The sequence below is a fragment of the Owenweeksia hongkongensis DSM 17368 genome (genome assembly GCF_000236705.1).
In the GTDB taxonomy this organism is placed as follows: domain Bacteria; phylum Bacteroidota; class Bacteroidia; order Flavobacteriales; family Schleiferiaceae; genus Owenweeksia; species Owenweeksia hongkongensis.
In genome coordinates this window covers 3,226,548-3,248,443 of sequence record NC_016599.1, presented here as the reverse complement: position 1 = coordinate 3,248,443, position 21,896 = coordinate 3,226,548, and the positions used below count along the sequence as shown (strand labels likewise).

Sequence of the window (21,896 nt, the reverse complement as noted above, 5' to 3'; positions counted from 1 at the left end):
TTGGTTCAAAAGTACATTTTCAGACAGAGGAAAACATAAATTTCATCTAACGCAACATTGTTGCATTAAATGAAAAGAGCTTTACATTTGCTGCAAACAAAAAACATGAAAGAGCTCACTCAATTTGACGCCATCATAATTGGAGGAAGTTATTCTGGCCTGTCCGCGGCCATGTCCCTAGGTAGAGCTTTACGCAAAGTATTGATCATGGATAATGGTAAACCCTGTAATCGAACTGCTCCACACTCGCACAATTTTATTACTCAGGATGGAAAACCACCAAGGCAAATTGCCAATGATGCCAGAGCTCAAGTTGAGAAATACAGCAGCATTCAGTTTTACAATGGACTTGCCACCAAGGCTGAACAAACCACAAATGGATTTACAGTTGAAACTGAATCTGGAAAAAGCTTCCACACCAAAAAAATCCTTTTTGCTACAGGACTAAAAGACATCATGCCCAACATTAAGGGTTTTGCGGAATGTTGGGGGATTTCAATAATTCACTGCCCCTACTGCCATGGTTATGAAGTGAGAAATGAACCCACCGGCATTATTGGAAATGGAGAGGCTGCCTTTCATTACGCATGGCTCATTTCCAACTGGACAAAAGATCTTACTATTTTCACAAATGGAAAATCCTCTTTTACCGAGGAGCAAAATCAAAAACTAAAAGCCAATAATCTAAAAGTTATTGAAACAGAAATAGGTGAAATAATTCACTCTAAAGGACAGGTCACATATGTAGAGTTAAAAGATGACAAATCTGTAAAACTGAACGCCATCTATCATGGTCCTTCATTTGAACAGCATTGCAAACTACCGCAAGAAATGGGTTGTGAAATAACAGAATCCGGTCATATTCAAGTCACTCAATTTCAGCAGACCAGTGTAGAAGGAATTTTTGCGGCAGGCGACAATTCTACTATGATGAGATCTCTTGCCAATGCTGTAGCTGCCGGAACCACCGCAGGATCTTTTATTAATAACGAATTGACCCAGGCTGAATTTTAGAATTATGCCTGAAATATTTTAAGACCTTTGGCGTTGCACGCAAATCCATTATTTGCTAAAAATCCATCTATGACCAATAACGACATACTTAAGCGCATCCGATACACATTTGACTATAGCGATGCAGAAATGATAGACCTATTTGCCATGGGTGGCGCAGAGGTAACCAGAGCGCAGGTTAGCGATTGGTTGAAAAAGGAATTAGATGATGATTACAGAGATTTGGATGACCGCAGCTTAGCCACTTTCTTAAATGGATTAATCGTTGAAAGACGCGGCCCACGTGCAGACGGCATGCAAATGACTCCTGAAGACAGACTGAACAATAACATCATTCTGAAAAAAATAAAGATTGCTTTAGACTTGAAAACGGATGACATTCTGGCCCTTTTCAAATCTATTGACAAAAAGATGGGGCCGCATGAGCTAAGCGCTTTTCTTAGAAATCACAAGCAGAGCCAGTATCGACCTTTCCAGGATCAGTACTTGCGATATTTTCTTACTGCTTTGCAGCAAAAATATCGCGGCAAAAATGATCGTTCACAGGATTGAAATTATTCAGGCGAAAGCCTAAATTTATTTCATGGAAGCTTCAAAAAAATTTAAAACTGTAGAGGAATACTTCAACACCTTTCCAAAGGAAACAGTGGAAGTACTGGAATCACTTCGTACCACGATCAAAAAAGCAGCCCCTCAGGCTGAAGAATTGATTAGCTATAATATGCCAGCCTTTAAGCAAAAGGGTATGCTCGTTTATTATGCAGCCTGGAAAACCCACATCGGCCTTTATCCTGCCTCGGTTAATCTTAAAATTTTTGATAATGACCTGGAAGGCTACGAACGTACCAAAGGCACCATAAAATTCCCCTTTGACAAACCTCTTCCCTTAGATTTAATTACGAAAATTGTAAAATACAGAGTGGAAGAAAATGAAGAGAAATCCAGGCTAAAAAAGAAAAAGTAAAGTCTACTACTGCTTCGCAAATTCTACCTTTCAGTTCTATTTTATAATTTCAGCCGATGCTCAAAATTTGGATCCTCTTACTTTTTTTCTCTCCCTTTTTATTGCTTTCGCAAACTACCCATCAGGAGTGGTTTCAAATTGAAGACAGTGAAATCAATATTTTGGGAACATCCAATGTTACTGACTACCAATGCGTTCTTCATGATTTGGAAAATAATAGTGACTTACAAATTAAGAGCACCACAAAAGACCTTCTTATAACACTTGAAAATGCGGTAATCAAATTAAAGTCCAACGGATTTAACTGCAACAGCAGTCCAATGACTAAGGATTTTTTGAAAACCATTCAGGCTGAAGAATACCCACTTATTTATATTGAATTTTTAAGTTTTCAGCTAAATCATTCGGTAACTGAAAAAAGACCTCAAAAAAATGTGATTGCCAGGATTGCAGTGACCTTGGCTGGGGTGAGAAAAGTGTATTCTTTAAAACTGGATTCACTAGAGTTTAAGATGGATAGCATTACCACAAAGGGAAAGAAAGAAATAAAGATGAGTGATTTTGATATAGAAGCACCATCGGCTCTTTTTGGCTTGGTGAAAGCAGACGATTTAGTAACGATAGATTTCAGAATTGTCTTTAACCTAAAATAGGCGACCAATGGCCGCCTATTTTTAATGAATTTAGTGTAGATATTAGAATCCTATAACTGCTTCAAAAACGGCTCCATCAAAGCTTCCACCATTAAAGTGTGCTTCGCTTCCTGTCCAGCCCTCATCAGAATACATTTGGTTCACGTACTCCAATTTCACCATCACATTTTTGGTAAAAAACCATCCCAGGCCAACATTAAATCTATTGATTGAAATATCCGGGCTATTCTCTGTATAATTTCCAGAAACGCTATTAAAACGTCCTCCTGCATAAAACTGATCCCAAGATCCAAAACGATATAGCAACTCACCACCAAGCTGAGTAAAGCTACCACCCTCCATCATTGGTGTTACATCCGGATCCGCCTGATCACCCATTGCCATTTCATAAATCCCGAAAAACTCTAGACCTTTCCATTTTACAAATGGATTGATTTGAAAGGCATTAAACTTGGCAAAACCAGGGTTAAATCTTCCACTTCTAAAATTATCAGCGGCTCCTTCTTTTACCATCACCCAGTAATATCTGGCTCCTGATCTATCTCCTGAGTATAAATACTGTCCATTGTCATATCCAGTAGAAGCTAAAAATGACCCTGTCAATCTCAATCGCAAATCATTATTTATTTGATCATCGTATCCCAGCTTACCATAAAATGAAAGCTTATTTTCTTTGGTCCCGATATTTACACTCTGGTTGAGGTTACCATTAGAAATACCTGCTACCGCCAAGAAAGGACCTGGTTGTAAAGTAAGTTCACCGAAGGCTTCTGTAGTAAAAGCATCCATTATATAATTACCTACAAAAGGATTGTAAATGGCGCGGGCGTTATCGCTTCGTCTAAAATGTGCATCACCATAGTTGATCTCATCCAAACCTATTTTTAGAGTTGCGATGTCCATAAATCCGGACAAGAATCCGTCACTTATAAAATCTAGCTTGTCAATTTGAATATGTCCCCCTTTTATCCATGCCTCGTTGTGGTGGCGAGATGAAAGATAGGTTCTCAAATGCATACGCACACCATCAGCCAGTTGCACGTCCAAATTAAGGTTAGCCGTAGGCAGGTTAAAATTGGTTCCCAAATTCGCTAAAGCTGAATCTGAAGTATGATTTATCCCCTGAAGTTGCAATGCAAAATCACCGCCAACTCTCACCTTCAGTCCATCAAAAGGAACAGTATCATTTTTTGGTTCTTCAAATACATTAAGTCCATCATACCCTGGCTGCCTGAAGTTTTGAAGCTCGGGCTGAATGGTGAATTTTTCCTGTGCAAATAATTGCGAAACTCCCATCAGCACACACATGGCTGTAAATTTGAAAATGGTAATCTTCATAATATTGATTGGTTATAGTTATTTAAAATATAAATGAAACTTGATCTCGACTTCGTCTCCTGTTTTGATAGTCCCCATCACAGCTGTAGGAGGATCCACACCAAATGCGGTCATTTTAAAAGCAATATCTCCAGTCAGCTCTACCTGGCCCTCTTTTACTCTGCTTTCCACCTGTGTGGTAATGCTTTTGGTAACTCCAGCCACAGATAAATCACCAGTTAACTTTACTGTACTTCCCTCTATTTTATAGGTTTTTAAGGCGTATTTTATTTCAGGATATTTCTCCTCTTTTAAGGCTACATAGGTGTTTTTGTCCATCCCTGATTTTCCACTTTTTATGGATTTTACCGGAATGGTAAGATGTAAACTTCTAAGCTTTACGAGTTTTCCGTCTTCCACATCAGCTCGCAGTGCTCCATTTATTGTTTCTACGGTTTCAGTCCAGTCGTGCAAAGAGGATGTTCCATTGATATACACACTCGACAAGTTATTGTCTACCGTATATTCTTGTGCGCTTAGCGCAAATGTGAACAGCAAAATGGATGACAATAAGCTAAACATTTTCAATCCTTTCATTTCTACTTACGTTTGTTATACACCTCAAAAGTACCCCAGCTATCATTCTCATTTTATGACATATATCATCTTTTCGTAAGATTTATCCTATTTAATTTTCTCTTTACATTTCAAGAGTATTCTTAATGTGTTAAAACATCTCGATACGCATTCTATACGTAGCTATATGCAGAGGCATAAAACAAGTATTCACCCCTTCAGTTAATGTAATTAAACAATATCACCATGCGTCATTTCCTATTCCTGTTGCTTATTACTCTTTCATTATCTGGTATAGCTCAAGATTTCAGCACCACCCAATTCAATCAGTCTAAAAACAAAATCACCAAAAATGGAATGTGGGTGCTTGGTGGATGGGGTACTGCCAATATTGTAGGTTCTGGCATTGGAGCTTTTACCACCACTGGCGAAACGCAGGCTTTTCACCAAATGAATGTGGGCTGGGGAATAATAAACACTGGTCTTGCAGCTCTCTCCTTAGCGGGAAATAAAAATGCCAAAACCGATCTCTCCCAAGTAGAAACCGTAAAACAGCTGGAAGCCACCAAGCGCATCTTTTTAGTGAATGCCGCACTTGACGTAGCTTATATGGCTACGGGCACTTACATGATTGAAAAATCTAAAAGTGTGGATGACATCAAGCGCTCGGATCTACTCAGTGGATTTGGAAAATCATTTATCCTACAAGGGGCCGGACTTATGATTTTTGACGCCATTATGTATGCCGCTCATACCCGGAATGGAAACCGCAAGCTTTACAATAATATTAGTGGGCTAAGTATTGGGCCGAGTGGGTTTTATGTGGCGGTTAGTTTTTGAGGGTAAGAGGGTGAGGTATTTAATAAACGTAGGGCAGCTTCGTCCGTGGTTTTGTAAAGAAACGGAAGGTTTCTCGGTCCACCGTAAAGCCGCTATCGGAAAGAGATAAAGCAAACTTGCGTTTACTTTTTGCTGGCAAATGTTCTTCATTAATTTCTTGGTTCAACTTGGATAGTGTCGAAGTATCGTCCATTAAAAGCTAAAGTATATTTAGAGCCTCTCCTCTCGTCAAAAACGAAATCGCTTACACCTTCATGTCTACTGTCAAGCAACTTTATAATACCGGGCGTTTGGGGATTGAATGCTTCTATTAATTCAAACTTGGCTCTTCCTTTTCTTCTGTACATTTTATACCAAACGTTACCAGCCCCCGAACCATAAGCGAATAAAATTACCTCGGTATTGTTATTTCCGAGTTGGTAGTAATTATATCCACAACTACATTCCAACGCTTTCGGCTGATCTATTTCAAGTGCACTATCTACTCTTAGCATTAATTTACTCGCATTATAGCGAATAGTGTCGTCAGGACAAACTATTCCATGCAAGCATGGGGTATAGCAGTTCGTAACAATGCAATGTGTAGAATCAAATAATGACCTAGGAAACGTGTCTAAAACGATCAAAGTTGATGTATCCGAATTTTCAGAGACTACACCTCGTGTCATTACAAGAAATTAAAATGATATCACTAAATAATATAATTGTAAGAATGTGATTCATTTTAATCAACACCAATGGTTTTATTTTTCAAATTTCATTGTCTGAATTATCTCCATCAACGTGTTGAAGTTTCTAGTACTTGTCTCGGATGCATAAAATGTCAATCCACCTGTCATTTCCTTTTGTTGAGGAAGATGAAGCGCGGTCAACTTTCCTTTCCTTGAAATCTCAATTATCAAATCATTTATAGTGTCAGTGACCGTGGTAAAGTCTTGATTGTCCGAGTAAACTGGTGCCATGTAACCATATTCGTAGTCAATCATTCCTTTTCCAGTCCATAGTCCACCTACGTAACCTGGACAAGTCTGCGAATGAACTAGATTTCTCCAGTTGTCAGGAGTTTCTAAAGTCGCCCATCTGGTTTCAATTAGGTGTCGCTCTGTGTCAATCGTTTTGTTGTATTTGGTTTCAAGAGTTGCAGAATAGTTGATGTCTATGGTCAACTGGACAAGTATATGAACCGCAAAAATGAATAGTCCAAAAAGAATTATTGAAATCAATATTTTCCTGGTTCTACGGTTCATTTTTAAATGTTCGTTAAATACATCCTTTACAAAAGTTATAGGTTAGGGTTTACACTGGATTAGTGTTTAATCCTACTGATTGTTCTTTCATATCATTTCCACCCAATCAAATTTTCTATTTCCTTTTGTTTCCGTTCAAGAAGGTCTAATGTCGCTTTATGTAGTTCAGGATTTCTTTTAAAAATTTCACCACTGAATAAGTCAATGCTTTCGATGAATGAACTTCCGTCATAATCGTCTTCTTCCGAAATATCATATTCCATACGCTCTAAAACTATAGGCATAAGATATTCCGAGCCTATGTCTTGAATCAGAAGTGTTTTGATTTGGTGGATTTGAAGGTCTTTCAGCTTAATCTTTCTATATCTGTGACATCTCTCCACCAACCCTGCTATATATTGATTCAGGTCTGGCCAAAAATCATTTTCAAGTTCTTGTATTGACTTTTCTTGTGGTTTCACTTTCTAATTGAACACAACGGCTTGAATAAAGCTAGTGCGGCTTTACGAGATTTTGAAAGTATCCGAAATTCCTTTTTCAGACGTCTTGGTCAACTGGAGACGTTATGGCCGCATTAGCTTTATTTTTTATTGTAGCACGTTATTTTTCGTCAATTCTTTTGGAAAGTTTCTCAGTAGATCTTTCAAGATTGTTCAGGTTGTCCATGGTCGAAGAGTGTTGTTCAACTACTTCAGTTAATCTATGGTACGTTCCTTCAGTTATATTTCGTAAATCCTTTATAGCAATCGTTAAGTTTTCTATTGATTCTTTAAATTCTGTTTCCATTGTATTCAATTTATTTATTATTTCTGTAGCAAAAGAAAGTCTATCATTTTGCCTTCAAGGAAGAAGTCTCCTCCACCGTCAAGTACAATTCTATATTGATGCTCATCGAAGAACTCAGCATTTAGAATGAAGTCAAGTTGTCTGATTGACGTGGGCATTGTAACTATCGCTATTTTATTGTCATAAGGCTTTATATTTGAGTCGATAATTTTTTTGGCTTGACCTCTTTCAATTTCTAACCTGAAATAAAAGAATGGATAATCCAAGGCTTCTCCAAATATGAAATACGTACTATCTTTTCTATAGACATCAATAATTCTTGAATCATCAATCATAAGAGGTTGAGGAGAATCTGTAAACAATTCTTGATACTGAAGACTGAAGTCATAATTAACCGTATCCCAATGTTGAAGTGCATTATGCTTTGTTGCAAAATCGTCTATTGCACTTTCTTTCTTGTCGTTTTGTTTTTCGTGCTCATGTTTTGACGAAGTTTCATCTTTGCATGAAATCGTCAGTAAGATCAGGAATAGGTATAAAAATGCTCTGAACATGGTCTGGTTTTTAATGTGCTACAACGTCTGTGTATAATTCAAGTTCTTTATATTCATCATTAAAGCAAAGCTCCGAATTACCTTAATAGCAAGGCTCGTCAAGTGAAAAAGCCCAAGTTTTAATTATATCATTTGCAAATTCACTACTGGAATTGTTCGCTTATCTCAACCCCTTCTTCTTCACTCCAAACCGGTACTGCACACCCGTCATCAAAAAACGTTGCGAATCAGCCACTCCGTATTCTCCTCTTAGCATCCAGTTTTTATTGAGCTGCAGGTTGAACCCAAACTGAAAGGTGATAGTTTGGATCAGTTCCTTTTGGATGAAATAGTCAATTTCAGTGGAGAATACTCCACTTTCGTTTACCTCTTCTTCTATTGTTTCAAGGGCTTGGTTTTGAGCTTGTAGTTTTATTCTCTCTGCGGCCGTGGTAGACGGATCATTTATAATAGCTTCATTATCCGCTATTTTTCCATTTACCTTTTCATTAAAAGTTTGATCCAACTCCGGAAAAACTTCATCCATACTGATACTTCCGTTGTTACCTTTTGAGCCAGTAAAATTTCTATACATTATCCCTATGTATGGAGCTATAAAAAAGTCTTTATTCTTTTTGCTTAAAAGAAAACGATAACCACCACGTGATGACATGGTTAAATACCCTACTTGATCTTCCAGCAACTCTGTCTTTGTTGCTGAGTAATTCAAATCTATACTCGAAAAGTAGCCATCCCAACCAAATATCAAGGTGGTACCCAGCCCATACGCCACGGCATTGAAATCTACATTAGAAGAAAATTGCGGTAGCTGTAGAATCACATCGCCCACGGCATCTTTCCATGTTGGTTGCAGCGTAACATTTGTACCGCCCGTTACCGATGAAAACATGCCATATACATTCATAAAAGGCAAAACCCAGGCATCCGCTCTAAAATTAGCTCCATTAGTGGTAGCGCTTACTTCTTGAAAATTCAAGGTTTCCAGATTTACGATTTTGGAAAAATCCCTACCTCCAATACTCAGGTCAAAATCTGTAATTTCTAATTCGATGAAGGCATTTACATAGTTCACATTAAGCCCAAAAGGAAGCTGAAGCTGATCAGCCATTCCTCTATCCTGCACTTGCTGCCCCCATATTGGCAATACATAAGGGTAAACAATAGAATCGGAAGTTTGAGCAAACAGGCCAGAGGAAAAAAGCAGAGTAGAAAGGAATAGCAAGTATCGCTGTTTCATACAAGAGATTGTTTAGTTGGCATATCTGCTGAAGCAGATAACATAGCCGAAAGTAAAAACATCAGGAGTGAAAAGCAAGGGGAAGTTTTGACCATGATATAGGTCAAAAAGTGGAGATCTATCTAGAAAAACCTAAACCTTCCTCACGTCCAGAGCATCCCTCAGCGAGTTGCCGAGCATCATAAATGAAAGCACAAGCAACATAATGGCTATACCAGGAGCTATGGCCAAGTAAGCTTTATCTACAATAAGGTAAGCGTAATGGTCTTTTATCATTCCACCCCAGCTGGGCATAGGAGGCTGGGCGCCAATCCCTAAAAAGCTAAGGCCGCTTTCAATAAGAATTGCTGCAGCAAAATTGGCTGCTGAGATTACAATAACAGGAGCTAGTACATTAGGCAAAATATGCTTGAAGATAATCCTGAAATCGCTAAAACCAAGTACATGGGCCGCTTGTATATATTCCTTCTCCTTTACGCTAAGTATTTGTCCACGAACCACACGGGCTACTTCTACCCACATGGTAAAACCTACGGCTATAAATACCTGCCAAAAGCCTTTACCCAAAGCCAGTGTAATGGCAATCACCAAAAGAAGTGTGGGAATAGACCAAACTACGTTGATAATCCACATAATTAGTTTGTCCACAAAACCGCCATAATAGCCAGCAATGGCTCCCATGGGAATTCCAATAATCAGGGAAATAAAAACGGACACAAACCCTACGGAAAAAGAAATTCTTGCGCCAAGCAAAAGTCTGCTCAGCAAATCTCGGCCATATTTATCTGTGCCTAAGTGAAACTTTTTTTGAACCAAATAGTCCCCGGCATAGAGCTGATCACGATCAATGCTTTTTTCTATACCATCACCACTACCTGTGTACTCAGTATACTTCAATATATTTTCGCCTTCCTCCGTTTTGGCCACCGCGACTTCTCTATAGGGCAAGTCTTTACCATTTAGTAGCTGTTCCCACCAGGTTGATTCCGTAGTAACTTCTTTTTGCAAGCGAAGGACTTCTACCGTAAAGCCCGGTTTTTTTCCGGCTATTGCCAAATTCATCTGATTGGCATTTGGCGTATGATCAGGTATAAGTAAGTATGCAAAAACCGCCACAAAAAAAGCAAGGAGAATGATAAACATTCCCCCTGCTCCTAATGGGTCTTTCAGTACTTTTTTAAAAACTGTGGTTTGCGCCACGTAATTGTTATTTTAAATCTTTTGCCACTTCAAATGCTTCGTGCAAGTAAAGGTCTTTTTTCAAACCTTTAAACCAACGATCGCGCTCCTTCTGCTTCTCCTCTGTAGCATCCCACATCGGTATGTCTACAGTATTTGAAGCTACCATAATGCTATCATCCGTTTTGCGCATGTTGTCATATTTCTTTGACTCCTCACGAAACTCATCTTGCTCTTTGTGATACGCTTCATAATTTAGGCTAAGCACGGTATTCTCACGCTCATCTTTCAACCATTGAGCATACTCATCGATAAGCGCAAATTTAGGACTATCCTTTACACGCTTATTGCTATTCTTTATTGCTTTTGCGTACGCACCTGTTCCTTCCTTCCATTCGGTATATTTTGCCGGTGCAATTTCATCATAAGGCAAAGCAAACTCCTCCTCCTTTTCACCAAACTCAATGTAGTTGTAGTTGTCAGGCAAAATAATTTCTGGAACCACCCCCTTGAGCTGTGGTGTACCTCCATTTACTCTGTAATATTTTTGGATGGTCAACTTCAAAGCTCCAAGTGGCTTTACATCATTGTAGGTAAAGTTTACGGCACGATCCATATCTAAAATATTCTGAACAGTTCCTTTACCAAAGGTAGATTTACTACCGATGATAATTCCACGGTTGTAATCCTGAATAGCTGCTGCAAAAATCTCAGAAGCTGAGGCGCTAAACTGATTCACCATTACTACTAATGGGCCATCATATGTAGTACCCTTGTTTTTATCACTAAGCACTTTTGGAGCAGTACCGGGAGCCTTTACCTGCACTACTGGACCTTGATCTATAAACAAACCTACGATGTCAATTACACCCTGTAGTGTACCTCCACCATTGTTTCTTAGATCAAGAACAACACCTTTCACATTATCTTTCTTTAGCTTTTCAAGCTCGGCCTTTACATCTTCCGCGCAGTTATGGTTAGAGTCTCCATAAAAGTCAACATAGAATTTTGGTAAACGGATATATCCAATTTTGTCTTCACCTTCGCCCAAAACCGCTGATTTAGCAAACGTTGCCTCCAGCTCTACCACATCGCGAACGATAGGCACTACCATTTTTGAGCCATCCAACTTCTGAACAGTAAGAATAACCTCGGTTCCCTTTGGTCCGCGAATATATTTTACAGCCTTACGAACACTCATTCCCACAAGATCTACGGCCTCGTCTTCCTTATCACCCTCTTGCGCTACCTTAAGAATTTTGTCACCTTCTTCTAGATCACCTTGTTTCCAGCAAGCGCTACCCGTTATGATTTTTGAAATGGTGATATAATCACCCTTTTGCTGCAACTGAGCACCGATACCTTCAAGCTGCCCTGTCATGCTAATTTCAAAATCCTCCTTTCGCTCTGGCGCGAAGTATTGAGTGTGTGGGTCATAAATATTGGTAATAGAGTTCATATAAACACCTACCCAATCAATTCGCTCTAAATCTTCAAGATTGTTAAACCAGTCTTCATGCAGTTCCAGCTCTTTTTCTCTGGCTTTTTCTTCAAGCTCAGCAAAAGTTTTTTGGTCCACGGTAGTGTCGTTATCAGCCAACGCCTTTTCCTGATCATGCATGTCCTCTTCAATTCTACCTAAAGCACGTTGCTTTAAATAAAGTCTCCAGCGCTCTTTAAGCTCGGCTTCATCCTTAGCATATTCCAGTTTTTCATCATCTGTTTCAAAACTTTCTTCTACCGTAAAATCAAAAGGCTCTGCTAGAATTTCTTCAAAATAACCTTTAGCATTATTAAAACGTGTATCGTATACTCCAAAGGCTTCATCAAAAAAGTTGAGCTCTGAATTTTTAAATTCATCATCCAGCTTAGTACGGTATTTTTCTAAACCCTCTACATCAGAAGCTAAAAGGAAACGCTTGTTGTAATCCAAGCTTTCTATAAAGTGATCAAACACTTTTGACGAAAAGTCATCATTAATTACCTGAGGGGCAAAATGAGAAGTATTCAGCACATTGTACACAAGGTTTACAATCACCTTGTCTTTTTTTGATTCTTCACCATGAGGTAAACTAAACGCCAGCCCTACAGCCAACACAGCCCCCAGCAGGAGGTATTTAAATTTATTTATCATTCTTATGATTTTCATATAATCGCAATCTTCCTAATACGTACGGCAATATTTAAGCCACAGCTTGGTGCCACTTTATTTTATACAACAAAAGCATCAATTGGTTTTTAGGATGGGAGGAAAGCACTAATTCTTGAGTTGTTTGTCTTCAAATGTTAAAGGTCGTAATTCCACGCTTAAAGAAAAGGCAAAATTTTGCATTTTATGATTTTTTTAAGAGTTACCAGGTGTATTCTTCAACTTCCAGTATCCTTCACGGTAAATATAGCTCACCACCAATAACTTGTTACTTTTGCCTACATCTTGAAGAATACATAAAAGCACATGGAACAAACATTTAATCTAAATCATTGGGCAAATGAGTGGCTTTTAGCCAAAGGGCTGGAAGCATCTACAGTAGCTTACATCACTCTTGGTCTGGATATTTTATTGGTTTTGCTGGTAAGTTTTATTGTGGATTTTATCGCCCGCAAGCTTATCTTAAATTACGTTACCCGCTATGTAAACAAATCTAAAAATACCTATGATGATGTGTTTTTAGACAAAAAGGTTTTTCATGGTTTAGCGCATATTCTTCCTGCTGTTATTATTCTAAAAAGCCTTCCATTGGTTTTTGATGGTGTGGATTTCTCAATTACATTTTTGGAAAAAATCATCATCATATACCTTATTGTCTTAATCACTGGAGTGGCCTCCAAATTCCTAAGATCTCTTGAACATATTGGCCTTCACTCTAAAAGATTTGAAGGCAAACCAGTGAGCAGCTACGTGCAGGTGGGAAGAATCGTTCTTTACATTGCCGCTGCAGTTGTTATTATTTCAATGGTAGTTGGCAAATCCCCAATTACTATACTTACTGCATTTGGTGCCGCCACCGCAGTAATTCTTTTGATTTTCAGAGATACTATTTTAGGTCTTGTGGCCAGTATTCAGATTTCATCAAATGACATGGTTCGCCTTGGCGACTGGGTAAGTATGGATAAATATGGTGCCGATGGTGATGTGATAGAAATCAACCTTACTACGGTAAAAGTGCGCAACTGGGACAAAACGATTACCACCGTTCCCACCTATGCCTTTATTTCCGATTCATTCAAAAACTGGCGAGGAATGCAATCTATGGGTGTGAGGCGAATTAAGCGTTCCATCTACATCGACATTAGTTCGGTAAAATTTGTGACTGATGAAATGCGCGACCGATACAAAACCTTTGCCCGTGTAAGCCAATTTGTGGTGGAGCGTCAAGCGGAAATTGACGCGTATAATGAAGAAACTGGTGTAGATACTTCTGAACTCATCAATGGCCGTCACATGACCAACATTGGGGTTTTTAGGAAATATGCTCTAAACTACATTATGGCCCATCCTAAAATTGACCAAAACGAAACTGTAATGGTTCGTCAATTACAGCCTACTGAAAAAGGACTTCCTCTGGAAATTTATTGTTTTAGCAATGATATTGCCTGGGTAAATTATGAAAACATTCAATCCGATTTGTTTGACCATCTTTTGGCCGCAGCCGAAAGGTTTGAGCTAAAAATATTCCAAAATCCAAGCGGCTCAGATTTTAGACAACTGGCTTCTACTTCTGAATAGTCCGCCCCTTCCACGTAGTTTTAAAAAACATGGCCATTCCCGTAATGCAAATGTAAAATGGGTATATAATGCTTGATGGAATAAATATACCTAGCAAGTTGGTTTGCTTGGTCAAGTTTGCATATTTCCTTAACAAAACATAATCGGCTATAGCTTTTGTAAATAGAACGGTTGCAAAAATTACCAGATAAGTGATTTGCCAAAAACCAAGTACAATCAACGCACACTGCAATACCGAAATCCCACCAATGAGGCCAGCTACAACAATGGCCAGCTTAGAAGGATAGGCAACTGTTTTGCTTCCCCAGCGAGCACGCTGATTTACAAACTCGCCAAAATTCGCTGGTGCATCGGTATAAGTTTGGGCCTTTTCGTTTAGTACAAATTTTACTTTTTGTGGATTTTCTTTCCCCAAAGATTGAATCATAAAAACATCATCACCACTGCTCAGGTTTTCACCGCTTTTTTGGAGATTCGCTACAACCGATTTGCGATAAGCCATATTTGCCGCGCTACCCATTATCGGTTTTTTACCCAAAGTAAAAGCTGCTCCACTGGCTTGTAAACTCATAAATTCCAAAGCCGCAAACTTTGACCAAAAGCCACTTTGCGGACGCATCGCCACTGGCCCCAACACCATTTCAGAATTCTCTTTTAACCCGTTCAAAAGATTTTGTAGCCAATATTCTCCCATTTCACAATCGGCATCAGTTTGTACCAAAACCTCTCCGCTGGCATATTTAATACCTTCAGCCAATGCGGCTTTTTTTCCTTCCACCCCTTTCGGGGAATGTATTAGTCGCAAATTATCCACCTCTTTTTTTTGGATAAAAACCTCCAACCACTCCGCACCATTATCACTTGAATGGTCATTAATAAAAATCACTTCCCATTTTCCACTATAAATCTGGGCCGAAAGACAATTTAACAGAGCTGGCAATTTTCTCTCCTCATCCCGAAAAGGAATTAGAACAGAAATAGAGTGCTCCATATTATTTGTTATACCAGATGATTTGAGTTTTGGATACATCCAAATTATCATCGCCAAATAGGCTAAAAGAAAAAGGGTGGATAAAACAGTTACTAAAAACAAATGCGTCAGATTAGGCCACTAAATTATTACATTAATTTAGAGCCCTATGCAGAAGGAAAAGGTAATTATGGGTGTCGACCCGGGAACCAACATAATGGGCTACGGAATCATTGAGGTAAAGGGCAAAAGCAATATCGAAGCGCTTGCTCTTGGTGTGGTAATGCTTACCAAAATGAGCGATCATTCGGCTAAACTCAAGCGAATATTTGAACGAACCTTGGCGCTTATAGATCAATATCACCCCGATGAAATGGCGGTGGAAGCTCCCTTTTTTGGCAAAAACGTCCAATCTATGCTAAAACTTGGACGTGCCCAAGGTGTGGTAATGGCAGCTGCATTGTACCGTGATATTCCCATAATTGAATACGCTCCTCGAAAAGTGAAGAAGGCCATAACGGGAAATGGTGCAGCCTCAAAAGAGCAGGTAGCAGCAATCATTGAAAGTACTCTTAAAACCAAGATAGAAAGCAAGTATATGGATGCAACCGATGGTTTGGCGGTGGCACTTTGCCACCATTATCAAAATGGCAACAATTTAAGCTCTGGAAACGGAACTGGAGGAAAAAACTGGGATGCTTTTATAAAAGCTAACCCTGATAGGGTTGCTAAAAAATAAAGCCGCTACAAGCGGCTTTTAATTTTTTCTAATGTTGAAGAAAATTCTTCTTCGCTGAACTTAAGCTTCGGTCGGCTAAAGTCAATATCACTAACATTATTGATAGGTACCAAATGTATGTGTGCGTGAGCTACCTCTAAACCAATCACAGCCACCCCCACTCTTTTGCAAGGAATTGCTTTGCCAACGGCATGAGATACCTTTTTTGCAAAGCTCCAAAGTCCACGATACTCTTCATCCTCCATATCAAAAATATAGTCGGTCGGATTTTTAGGAATCACCAAGGTATGCCCCTCATTTAATGGGTTGATATCTAAAAAAGCCAAATACTTATCATTCTCAGCTACTTTATAGCTGGGAATTTCGCCACTCACTATTTTTGAAAATATGGTGCTCATAACCTAGTTTATTGTGATTTCCAGAATCTCAAAAGTCATAACCCCTGAAGGAACTTTGATTTCAGCTTTGTCTCCAACTTTCTTACCAACTAAACCTTGACCAATTGGTGAGTTTACAGAAATCTTTCCTGCCTTCAAATCAGCCTCAGACTCAGAAACCAATGTATAGTTCATTTCCATCTTATTGGCAGTGTTTCTAATCTTAACCGTAGAAAGCACCATTACTTTAGATGTGTCAACCTTAGAACTATCCAATAGTCTCGCGTTGGCCACAGTGTCTTCAAGTTTACTAATCTTCATTTCAAGTAGACCCTGAGCCTCTTTGGCCGCATCATACTCTGCATTTTCCGACAAGTCTCCCTTATCTCTAGCTTCAGCTATCTGCTTAGAAATATTAGGACGATCTATACTCTTCATTCGCTCCAACTCATCCTTGAGTTTTTGCAATCCTTCTTTGGAATAATAATTAACTGCCATTGTAATATGAGTTTAATAAAACACAAAAAAGACCAACAGAATTGGTCTTTTTTGTATCTAATGCTAAAGTAATAAATTTAATCTATAGCCTGTCGCTATTACAAGCTAAAGCCAATACCAATAGAGTGTGTACCACTAAAGGTTTTAGTTGCACGGTACGAGTAATCAATCAAAAGCTTGCTCTCGCCCAAAGCTACATTAAGGCCAAGGCCTGCAGCCAAACCTGTATATGCAGTAGTTTCCAAGCCTGAATCATCACCTCCAATTAGCTGGGTATAACCAGCGTGTACGATTACCATTTCTTTAATGCTGTACTCAGCACCAACATTCACTAAATCCTTTTCAAAAGAATTAGATTGAAATGCCGCAGCCAAAGTAAGACGCTGGTCAGTAAAGTTAAAGTCATAACTAGCACCAAGTCCAAGCAAAGCCGGTAATTCAAAAGAGGCACTCTTTTCCTCGTAGTTTTGGCTATAGCCTCCAGTAGGAACCGCTAAGTTTACCGTTTGACCGTCACCTTTGTAGGTTGCTGAAGGTCCCACATTTTTAAGTGTCACACCAAACTTAAGCTCCTTTTCATCACCTGTTACATATTGCACTCCAGCGTCAAAGCATACAGCACTAGCATTAAGATCTTGAGCAGATTGAGAGAATATTTTGATATTAACTCCCCCCAGAATACTCTCAGTAAACCTTTGCGCATAGCTTACGCCAAATATCGCAGTAGATGGGCTAAAATAACCGATTCCGCCATCAGGGTTTGCTTCGGTTGTTCTTTCAATATCGCCATAGTCCATGATAGTAACATTAGCTCCCATTACTCCATTTGCACCAACTTTTTGGTTGAAACCGAAAGAGTTAATCGAAATTTCGGAACCTACTAACCACTGTGAGTTAGAAAATGCAATCTCTGTAGACTCAGTATTCGCTATACCAGCGATGTTTACATATGTTGCATCGAGACCTTTCACTCCTGCTACATTAACACCTCCCCAGCCCGCACTACGAGCCCAAGGGTTAATCATAAGTTCTGAAGCCCCTGCTTGACCAGCACGCTGTGGGTTACCTGCTATTGCACTACCTCCCATCAACGCCAAAGCCAACACTGCGCTATATTTTATTCTTTTTTTCATTCTTAGCATTTAAAAGTTTTTAGAATGCATTTAAATCAACCGGACGAAGACTACCCATCCATTTAACCACTTTCTCACCTATTCCAGGAGCATTAATATGAATAAGATAAATCCCACTTGCAATTGGAACATCGTAGTCATTAGTAAGATCCCATTCTACAAATGTTGAAGTCGGGTCATCTTTATAAATGGTTCTAATCTTAGTACCATTAGTCATAAAGATGTTGATCTCACACTCCTTTGGAAGGTTTGTAATCTTAACGACATTGTCCAATTGAGAATCTTCATACTCTGAACTTCCGTAATACGGATTTGGCACTACTCTCACTGTCTCTAGCGCGTCCTCCGCTATACTATTCACACCAACATTTACAGCTCTTCCTTCTGAACTAAAACCATATTGAGGATATCCATTATTGGTCAACGGCTGTGCAAAACCATTATCCGTACGTTGATAAGGCTTGGCCACTCTAAGTGAAACCGTAACCTCGGTAGGAATATTAGCATAACTACTAAACTCATAAATATCACTTGTAAGCAGAGGAATACTCGCCCATGCTATTGTATTATAGAAATTTAGCTTGCTAATAGTATTACTTAGATTTCCAATAACATCATACAATGGATGATTCTTAATCTCATCACCTTGATAAGTAAGGTCGATGTCATTCTGCACGATGGTGGTAGAATCAGTGAAAATGTAGATTGCATGCATACCCCCCATTGCCGGGCTACCTAGCGTTTGATAGATATTGGCAGTAGGGTTCCATAACATGTCTCTACCGTTTTCACCTTGCAACCAGCTATTCTCACCGAAAGCCATGTTTAACCTGCGTCCTGTTTCCACATTTACCGCATACCCAGGGAAATAACTCCACCCTGTAGCATCTTCTGCATTAGGATCTCGTGGCACCAAGGTGCCATCATTATTTTTGTCTAAAGTTCTTCCCAATCTTAGATTAAACTTACTAGCTCCACCCTCATTAGGATTTCCTCCAGTAGTTCCATTCTCTCCAAGTTCAATTACTGGTACTCTTGTCCATAATGCAGGATCACTTGTGACTACCACATCAACGTTTGGCAATTGATCCAAATCTAATCCTTGGGATGTATTAAATCGGATACCAAAACCTGCCGTTCCATTTGTAGCACTATATGTTACACCACTGGTAAGGTAAAATGGTGCCCAAGTTCCTCCAAGTAAGCTCTCAAAAACAGCATTTTTATCGCCAGGTCTGTCAGTATAGCTAGCTCCTGGTTGACTACCGTCTTCTGCATCACCTGCAAGAATCCAGTTGGTAGGCGCATAAGTATCATCATCAGGAACACCTGTCAACCAGTTCTTCTTGGCATCAGCAAATTGTTGCTCTGCCCCAACGTATCCGTTATTGCGAACTCCTAAGGAATCATTCCCTGGTCTTTGAGCATTTCTAAAAGTGATTGAAATACCGAAGTCATCAATAATTTGCTCGCCCAAAAACGCAATACTATATTCTGATTCGGCTATAAGTTCATTTGGATCAGTAGCCGAGGTGATTTTCCATGTAGCATTTCCCACGTCCTTTTTTTGCTCAAATGTCAGTACAAAATCACCTGCCTGAACCTTTAAAGGATCAACTACGTTCACATCAAAGGGTCCAAAACCTGGCTCATAATCTATTTCCTCGATTTTGTAATTTTCAGCAATACTTCTTCTTACATCTCTGCTAATAGAAAGGAACTTCGCACTATTTCCTGCACCACTAAATCTAGTAATCGGCAATTCATCTCCGTATTGGGAGTTTGTTTGAGTTCCTCCATTCCTGTTAGCAACCTTACTAGGAATAGCCAAGTATGCCTTTTGACCATTTCCGATTTTTCTACCTGCTAGGAATGGTGTTTTCTGAGAAGGAACAGAAAGGTTTAATGGATCAGTAATAGCGAACTGATTCTGAGCATAAGCGATTACATAGAAATAATACTCTCGGTTATTTACCAACTCTCTATCCCCTGTCGCAAATGCATCCTCTTTCAATCTATAAGTCAATTCAATACCGCTATTATTTGCTAATATGGTTTTATCAACTGGAACCAATGCTCCATTTTGCAACAGCTCGTTCTGCTCATAGTTGATCAACTGACCGATATTATTATCTATATCAGACTGAAAAATCAGCCTTGCTTGATCTCCATCGTAAAGGTCATCCACTCCAACGTCAGGACCATTTACCTGGAAAATTTGAAATCCTTCAAATTTATAGCTAAAGTATCCTGCTCTAAAAGCACTATCAGCCTGAATAGGGGTCCAGTCAGGATCTCCGGCAATAGCAGGATCTACTTGAGAATAACCAATTGTTTTGTCCGTGTAAGCATTTTTTAGCTTAAAGATTAGCTCCCTGTCCAACTCTACGATTTCCACATCTGGAGAAGTAGGCCCGTCAAGTACATTAAAACAGTTGTCAAAAAGCTGCTGAGCTTTGTCATCCGCGATGATAACATCATTAACAGAGGCAAAGATATCACCACCACTAAAGTTACGTGCCCATACTACACCAGTAGTGATAAAGTTTAATGCACCTGGTTCAAGTGAAAACGGACCAGCACAGTGCAAACCTCTTTTATCCTCAGAATTATTAGGATCTTCCCACCAATCCACAGGGGCACTTGGCTCATATGCACCTGTTGTATCAAATGATAAACCCGGATATGCAAATCTAGTAGCTGTACCTAGGTTACTAGGAACAAATCCATCACCATTACCTGGTCTTCCTTTTCCTTGAGGAGTTTCTATAATAAGGTTATTACCATTTTTCCATTTACTATTTAAGTAGTTGTAAAAGTCAAGCGCCACATCAGGGTTTCCTTGGTTACCAGGAACATTGTCATAATACATAAATCCTGACATTATAATACGCTCATTGATACCAGCAGCGCGATCTTCATCCTGACACAAACCAAGACTATCACGAATACCATCAATACAACCATCACGATCATTATCTAAACCATCAAAGTAATCGGCAAAGGGTCCCTGAAAGAAATCAAAACCAACAGCAGGAGGATTCTTACCATATCCGTTAGGACCTTCATCATCAAGATCGGCATTGTAGCAATACCCTAAACCACGAGAAATATCAGATCCAATGATATCATCTCTTGGATTTCCCAAATCCGGGTCAAACCAGGTTCCAAAATATGTTTCTGTAAGTCTAAAAGTAGACTTGTTCAAGATTCTATAATTATTGAAAGTCATATTGTTTACTTCATCATTTGAAGTAAAGGCAAAGGCTTGTGCACGTATTTCAAAACCTAAAGCACCCGCCTGAGTTTCAGTATGCACGTTTCCTTTATCATTATAAACCCACCAAATAGTTTGATCCCCATAAAGCAAATCCACCTCCTTGGCTTGACAATCCTGAGTACCATTTACATCATACCCCGGGTAATCCCAATCTGCATCATATATTCCTGGTGTACCATCACCTCCACTATCTGGTTCAAAATACGGTGCAAGCTTATACGCAAACTCATTCTCAATACCATTTCCTGGCCAGTCCTCTATACTCGTAGGAACAACATATCCCGGGAACCTTTCATCAATCACTTCATTACAAGAAGGTAAAAGCTTACATTCAATCCATGCAGCATGAATATCCACTTCCTCTCTATATACTATCCAGTGACGATTATAGCGCTCGCATGTTTCTGAACTTACCGAACCAGCCGCATCCAAAGGTCCAGGCCAGTAATCCACACCTGTTTGACGGTAGGTCATAGCCGCAAGCTTCAACTGCTTTGCTTCATCATAACCTCCAAGCCAAAGTGCACCAGAAAACATTGAATGAGTACCGCCATCCTTAGGCACTTCATATTTAGCATCATCCAAATCCCACCACATATCACCGCTACCCAAAATACGGGTTCGAACGTTGTTAATATTAAGGTCAGCGCTAGACGTTGCCGCTGCACAACCTTCAGCCAAAACCTTCATTGACGATTTCTTGGCTCTCTTTTGTCCTACATTTTCTTTGGCTTGAAGACTTCCCATTCCGAGAAGTGCAACCATAAGTAAATGAGTAAGATGCTTCATATTCATAATTTTCATA

The 21,896-nt window shown here is 39.3% G+C and carries 22 protein-coding genes; 7 read left to right on the top strand and 15 right to left on the bottom strand.

Annotation, left to right across the window (positions count from 1 at the left end; genetic code table 11):
• Window positions 1-105 precede the first annotated feature (105 nt).
• From OWEHO_RS14255 to OWEHO_RS14240, 4 genes are all read left to right on the top strand, one after another.
• Window positions 106-1,014 carry an NAD(P)/FAD-dependent oxidoreductase gene (locus tag OWEHO_RS14255; RefSeq protein ID WP_014203194.1) on the top strand — a complete coding sequence of 303 codons (909 nt, stop codon included), beginning with the start codon at window positions 106-108 and terminating at the stop codon, window positions 1,012-1,014.
• Window positions 1,015-1,083: 69 nt separating this feature from the next.
• A complete protein-coding gene (locus OWEHO_RS14250; protein WP_014203193.1) occupies window positions 1,084-1,566 on the top strand; it encodes a YehS family protein in 483 nt (160 codons plus the stop codon).
• 31 nt (window positions 1,567-1,597) lie between these two features.
• A complete protein-coding gene (locus OWEHO_RS14245) occupies window positions 1,598-1,978 on the top strand; it encodes an iron chaperone (protein ID WP_014203192.1) in 381 nt (126 codons plus the stop codon).
• Window positions 1,979-2,034: 56 nt separating this feature from the next.
• Entirely contained in the window at window positions 2,035-2,631 is a 597-nt protein-coding gene (locus tag OWEHO_RS14240) for a YceI family protein (protein WP_014203191.1), read from the top strand.
• Between the two features lie 42 nt (window positions 2,632-2,673).
• On the opposite strand, the gene OWEHO_RS14235 is transcribed toward OWEHO_RS14240, so the two are convergent.
• Both OWEHO_RS14235 and OWEHO_RS14230 read right to left on the bottom strand, forming a co-directional pair.
• Complete coding sequence (locus OWEHO_RS14235) at window positions 2,674-3,969, bottom strand: hypothetical protein (RefSeq protein WP_014203190.1); 1,296 nt, start codon at window positions 3,967-3,969, stop codon at window positions 2,674-2,676.
• Between the two features lie 18 nt (window positions 3,970-3,987).
• Complete coding sequence (locus OWEHO_RS14230) at window positions 3,988-4,545, bottom strand: YceI family protein (RefSeq protein ID WP_014203189.1); 558 nt, start codon at window positions 4,543-4,545, stop codon at window positions 3,988-3,990.
• A gap of 225 nt (window positions 4,546-4,770) precedes the next feature.
• Here OWEHO_RS14230 and OWEHO_RS14225 point away from each other — a divergent pair, with 225 nt between their 5' ends.
• On the top strand, window positions 4,771-5,364 hold the full coding sequence (locus tag OWEHO_RS14225; RefSeq protein ID WP_014203188.1) for a DUF6992 family protein: 594 nt from the start codon (window positions 4,771-4,773) through the stop codon (window positions 5,362-5,364).
• Window positions 5,365-5,513: 149 nt separating this feature from the next.
• Here the strand turns inward: OWEHO_RS14225 and OWEHO_RS14220 are convergent, their stop codons facing one another.
• The 8 genes from OWEHO_RS14220 to OWEHO_RS14185 form a co-directional block, all read right to left on the bottom strand.
• Complete coding sequence (locus OWEHO_RS14220) at window positions 5,514-6,032, bottom strand: hypothetical protein (RefSeq protein ID WP_014203187.1); 519 nt, start codon at window positions 6,030-6,032, stop codon at window positions 5,514-5,516.
• Window positions 6,033-6,107: 75 nt separating this feature from the next.
• Complete coding sequence (locus OWEHO_RS14215; protein ID WP_014203186.1) at window positions 6,108-6,611, bottom strand: hypothetical protein; 504 nt, start codon at window positions 6,609-6,611, stop codon at window positions 6,108-6,110.
• Window positions 6,612-6,703: 92 nt separating this feature from the next.
• On the bottom strand, window positions 6,704-7,072 hold the full coding sequence (locus OWEHO_RS14210) for a contact-dependent growth inhibition system immunity protein (RefSeq protein WP_014203185.1): 369 nt from the start codon (window positions 7,070-7,072) through the stop codon (window positions 6,704-6,706).
• Window positions 7,073-7,211: 139 nt separating this feature from the next.
• The gene (locus OWEHO_RS14205; protein WP_014203184.1) at window positions 7,212-7,397 is read right to left on the bottom strand and encodes a hypothetical protein; all 186 of its coding nucleotides are present in this window, start codon (window positions 7,395-7,397) and stop codon (window positions 7,212-7,214) included.
• 17 nt (window positions 7,398-7,414) lie between these two features.
• A complete protein-coding gene (locus tag OWEHO_RS14200) occupies window positions 7,415-7,951 on the bottom strand; it encodes a hypothetical protein (protein ID WP_014203183.1) in 537 nt (178 codons plus the stop codon).
• Window positions 7,952-8,111: 160 nt separating this feature from the next.
• On the bottom strand, window positions 8,112-9,188 hold the full coding sequence (locus OWEHO_RS14195; RefSeq protein WP_014203182.1) for a hypothetical protein: 1,077 nt from the start codon (window positions 9,186-9,188) through the stop codon (window positions 8,112-8,114).
• A gap of 132 nt (window positions 9,189-9,320) precedes the next feature.
• Window positions 9,321-10,388, bottom strand: a complete 1,068-nt coding sequence (locus OWEHO_RS14190) for an ABC transporter permease (protein WP_014203181.1) — start codon at window positions 10,386-10,388, stop codon at window positions 9,321-9,323.
• A 7-nt stretch (window positions 10,389-10,395) separates the two neighbouring features.
• Window positions 10,396-12,501, bottom strand: coding sequence for a carboxy terminal-processing peptidase (locus tag OWEHO_RS14185; RefSeq protein WP_014203180.1), 2,106 nt, complete (start codon window positions 12,499-12,501; stop codon window positions 10,396-10,398).
• Between the two features lie 321 nt (window positions 12,502-12,822).
• Between OWEHO_RS14185 and OWEHO_RS14180 the strand changes: the two genes are divergently transcribed.
• Window positions 12,823-14,094 carry a mechanosensitive ion channel family protein gene (locus tag OWEHO_RS14180; RefSeq protein WP_014203179.1) on the top strand — a complete coding sequence of 424 codons (1,272 nt, stop codon included), beginning with the start codon at window positions 12,823-12,825 and terminating at the stop codon, window positions 14,092-14,094.
• Here OWEHO_RS14180 and OWEHO_RS14175 read toward each other — a convergent pair.
• On the bottom strand, window positions 14,081-15,085 hold the full coding sequence (locus OWEHO_RS14175) for a glycosyltransferase (RefSeq protein ID WP_169312798.1): 1,005 nt from the start codon (window positions 15,083-15,085) through the stop codon (window positions 14,081-14,083). The genes OWEHO_RS14180 and OWEHO_RS14175 overlap by 14 nt on opposite strands.
• A gap of 148 nt (window positions 15,086-15,233) precedes the next feature.
• Here OWEHO_RS14175 and ruvC point away from each other — a divergent pair, with 148 nt between their 5' ends.
• Window positions 15,234-15,803 carry a crossover junction endodeoxyribonuclease RuvC gene (gene ruvC / locus OWEHO_RS14170; protein ID WP_041627643.1) on the top strand — a complete coding sequence of 190 codons (570 nt, stop codon included), beginning with the start codon at window positions 15,234-15,236 and terminating at the stop codon, window positions 15,801-15,803.
• Between the two features lie 5 nt (window positions 15,804-15,808).
• Here ruvC and OWEHO_RS14165 read toward each other — a convergent pair whose 3' ends face one another.
• From OWEHO_RS14165 to OWEHO_RS14150, 4 genes are all read right to left on the bottom strand, one after another.
• Window positions 15,809-16,201 carry an HIT family protein gene (locus OWEHO_RS14165; protein WP_014203176.1) on the bottom strand — a complete coding sequence of 131 codons (393 nt, stop codon included), beginning with the start codon at window positions 16,199-16,201 and terminating at the stop codon, window positions 15,809-15,811.
• A 3-nt stretch (window positions 16,202-16,204) separates the two neighbouring features.
• Complete coding sequence (gene greA, locus OWEHO_RS14160; protein WP_014203175.1) at window positions 16,205-16,678, bottom strand: transcription elongation factor GreA; 474 nt, start codon at window positions 16,676-16,678, stop codon at window positions 16,205-16,207.
• Window positions 16,679-16,776: 98 nt separating this feature from the next.
• Window positions 16,777-17,811 carry a PorV/PorQ family protein gene (locus OWEHO_RS14155; RefSeq protein WP_041627642.1) on the bottom strand — a complete coding sequence of 345 codons (1,035 nt, stop codon included), beginning with the start codon at window positions 17,809-17,811 and terminating at the stop codon, window positions 16,777-16,779.
• Window positions 17,812-17,830: 19 nt separating this feature from the next.
• Window positions 17,831-21,895 (bottom strand): hypothetical protein, encoded by a 4,065-nt coding sequence (locus OWEHO_RS14150; RefSeq protein ID WP_014203173.1) that lies wholly within the window; start codon window positions 21,893-21,895, stop codon window positions 17,831-17,833.
• Between the last annotated feature and the right edge of the window lies 1 nt (window position 21,896).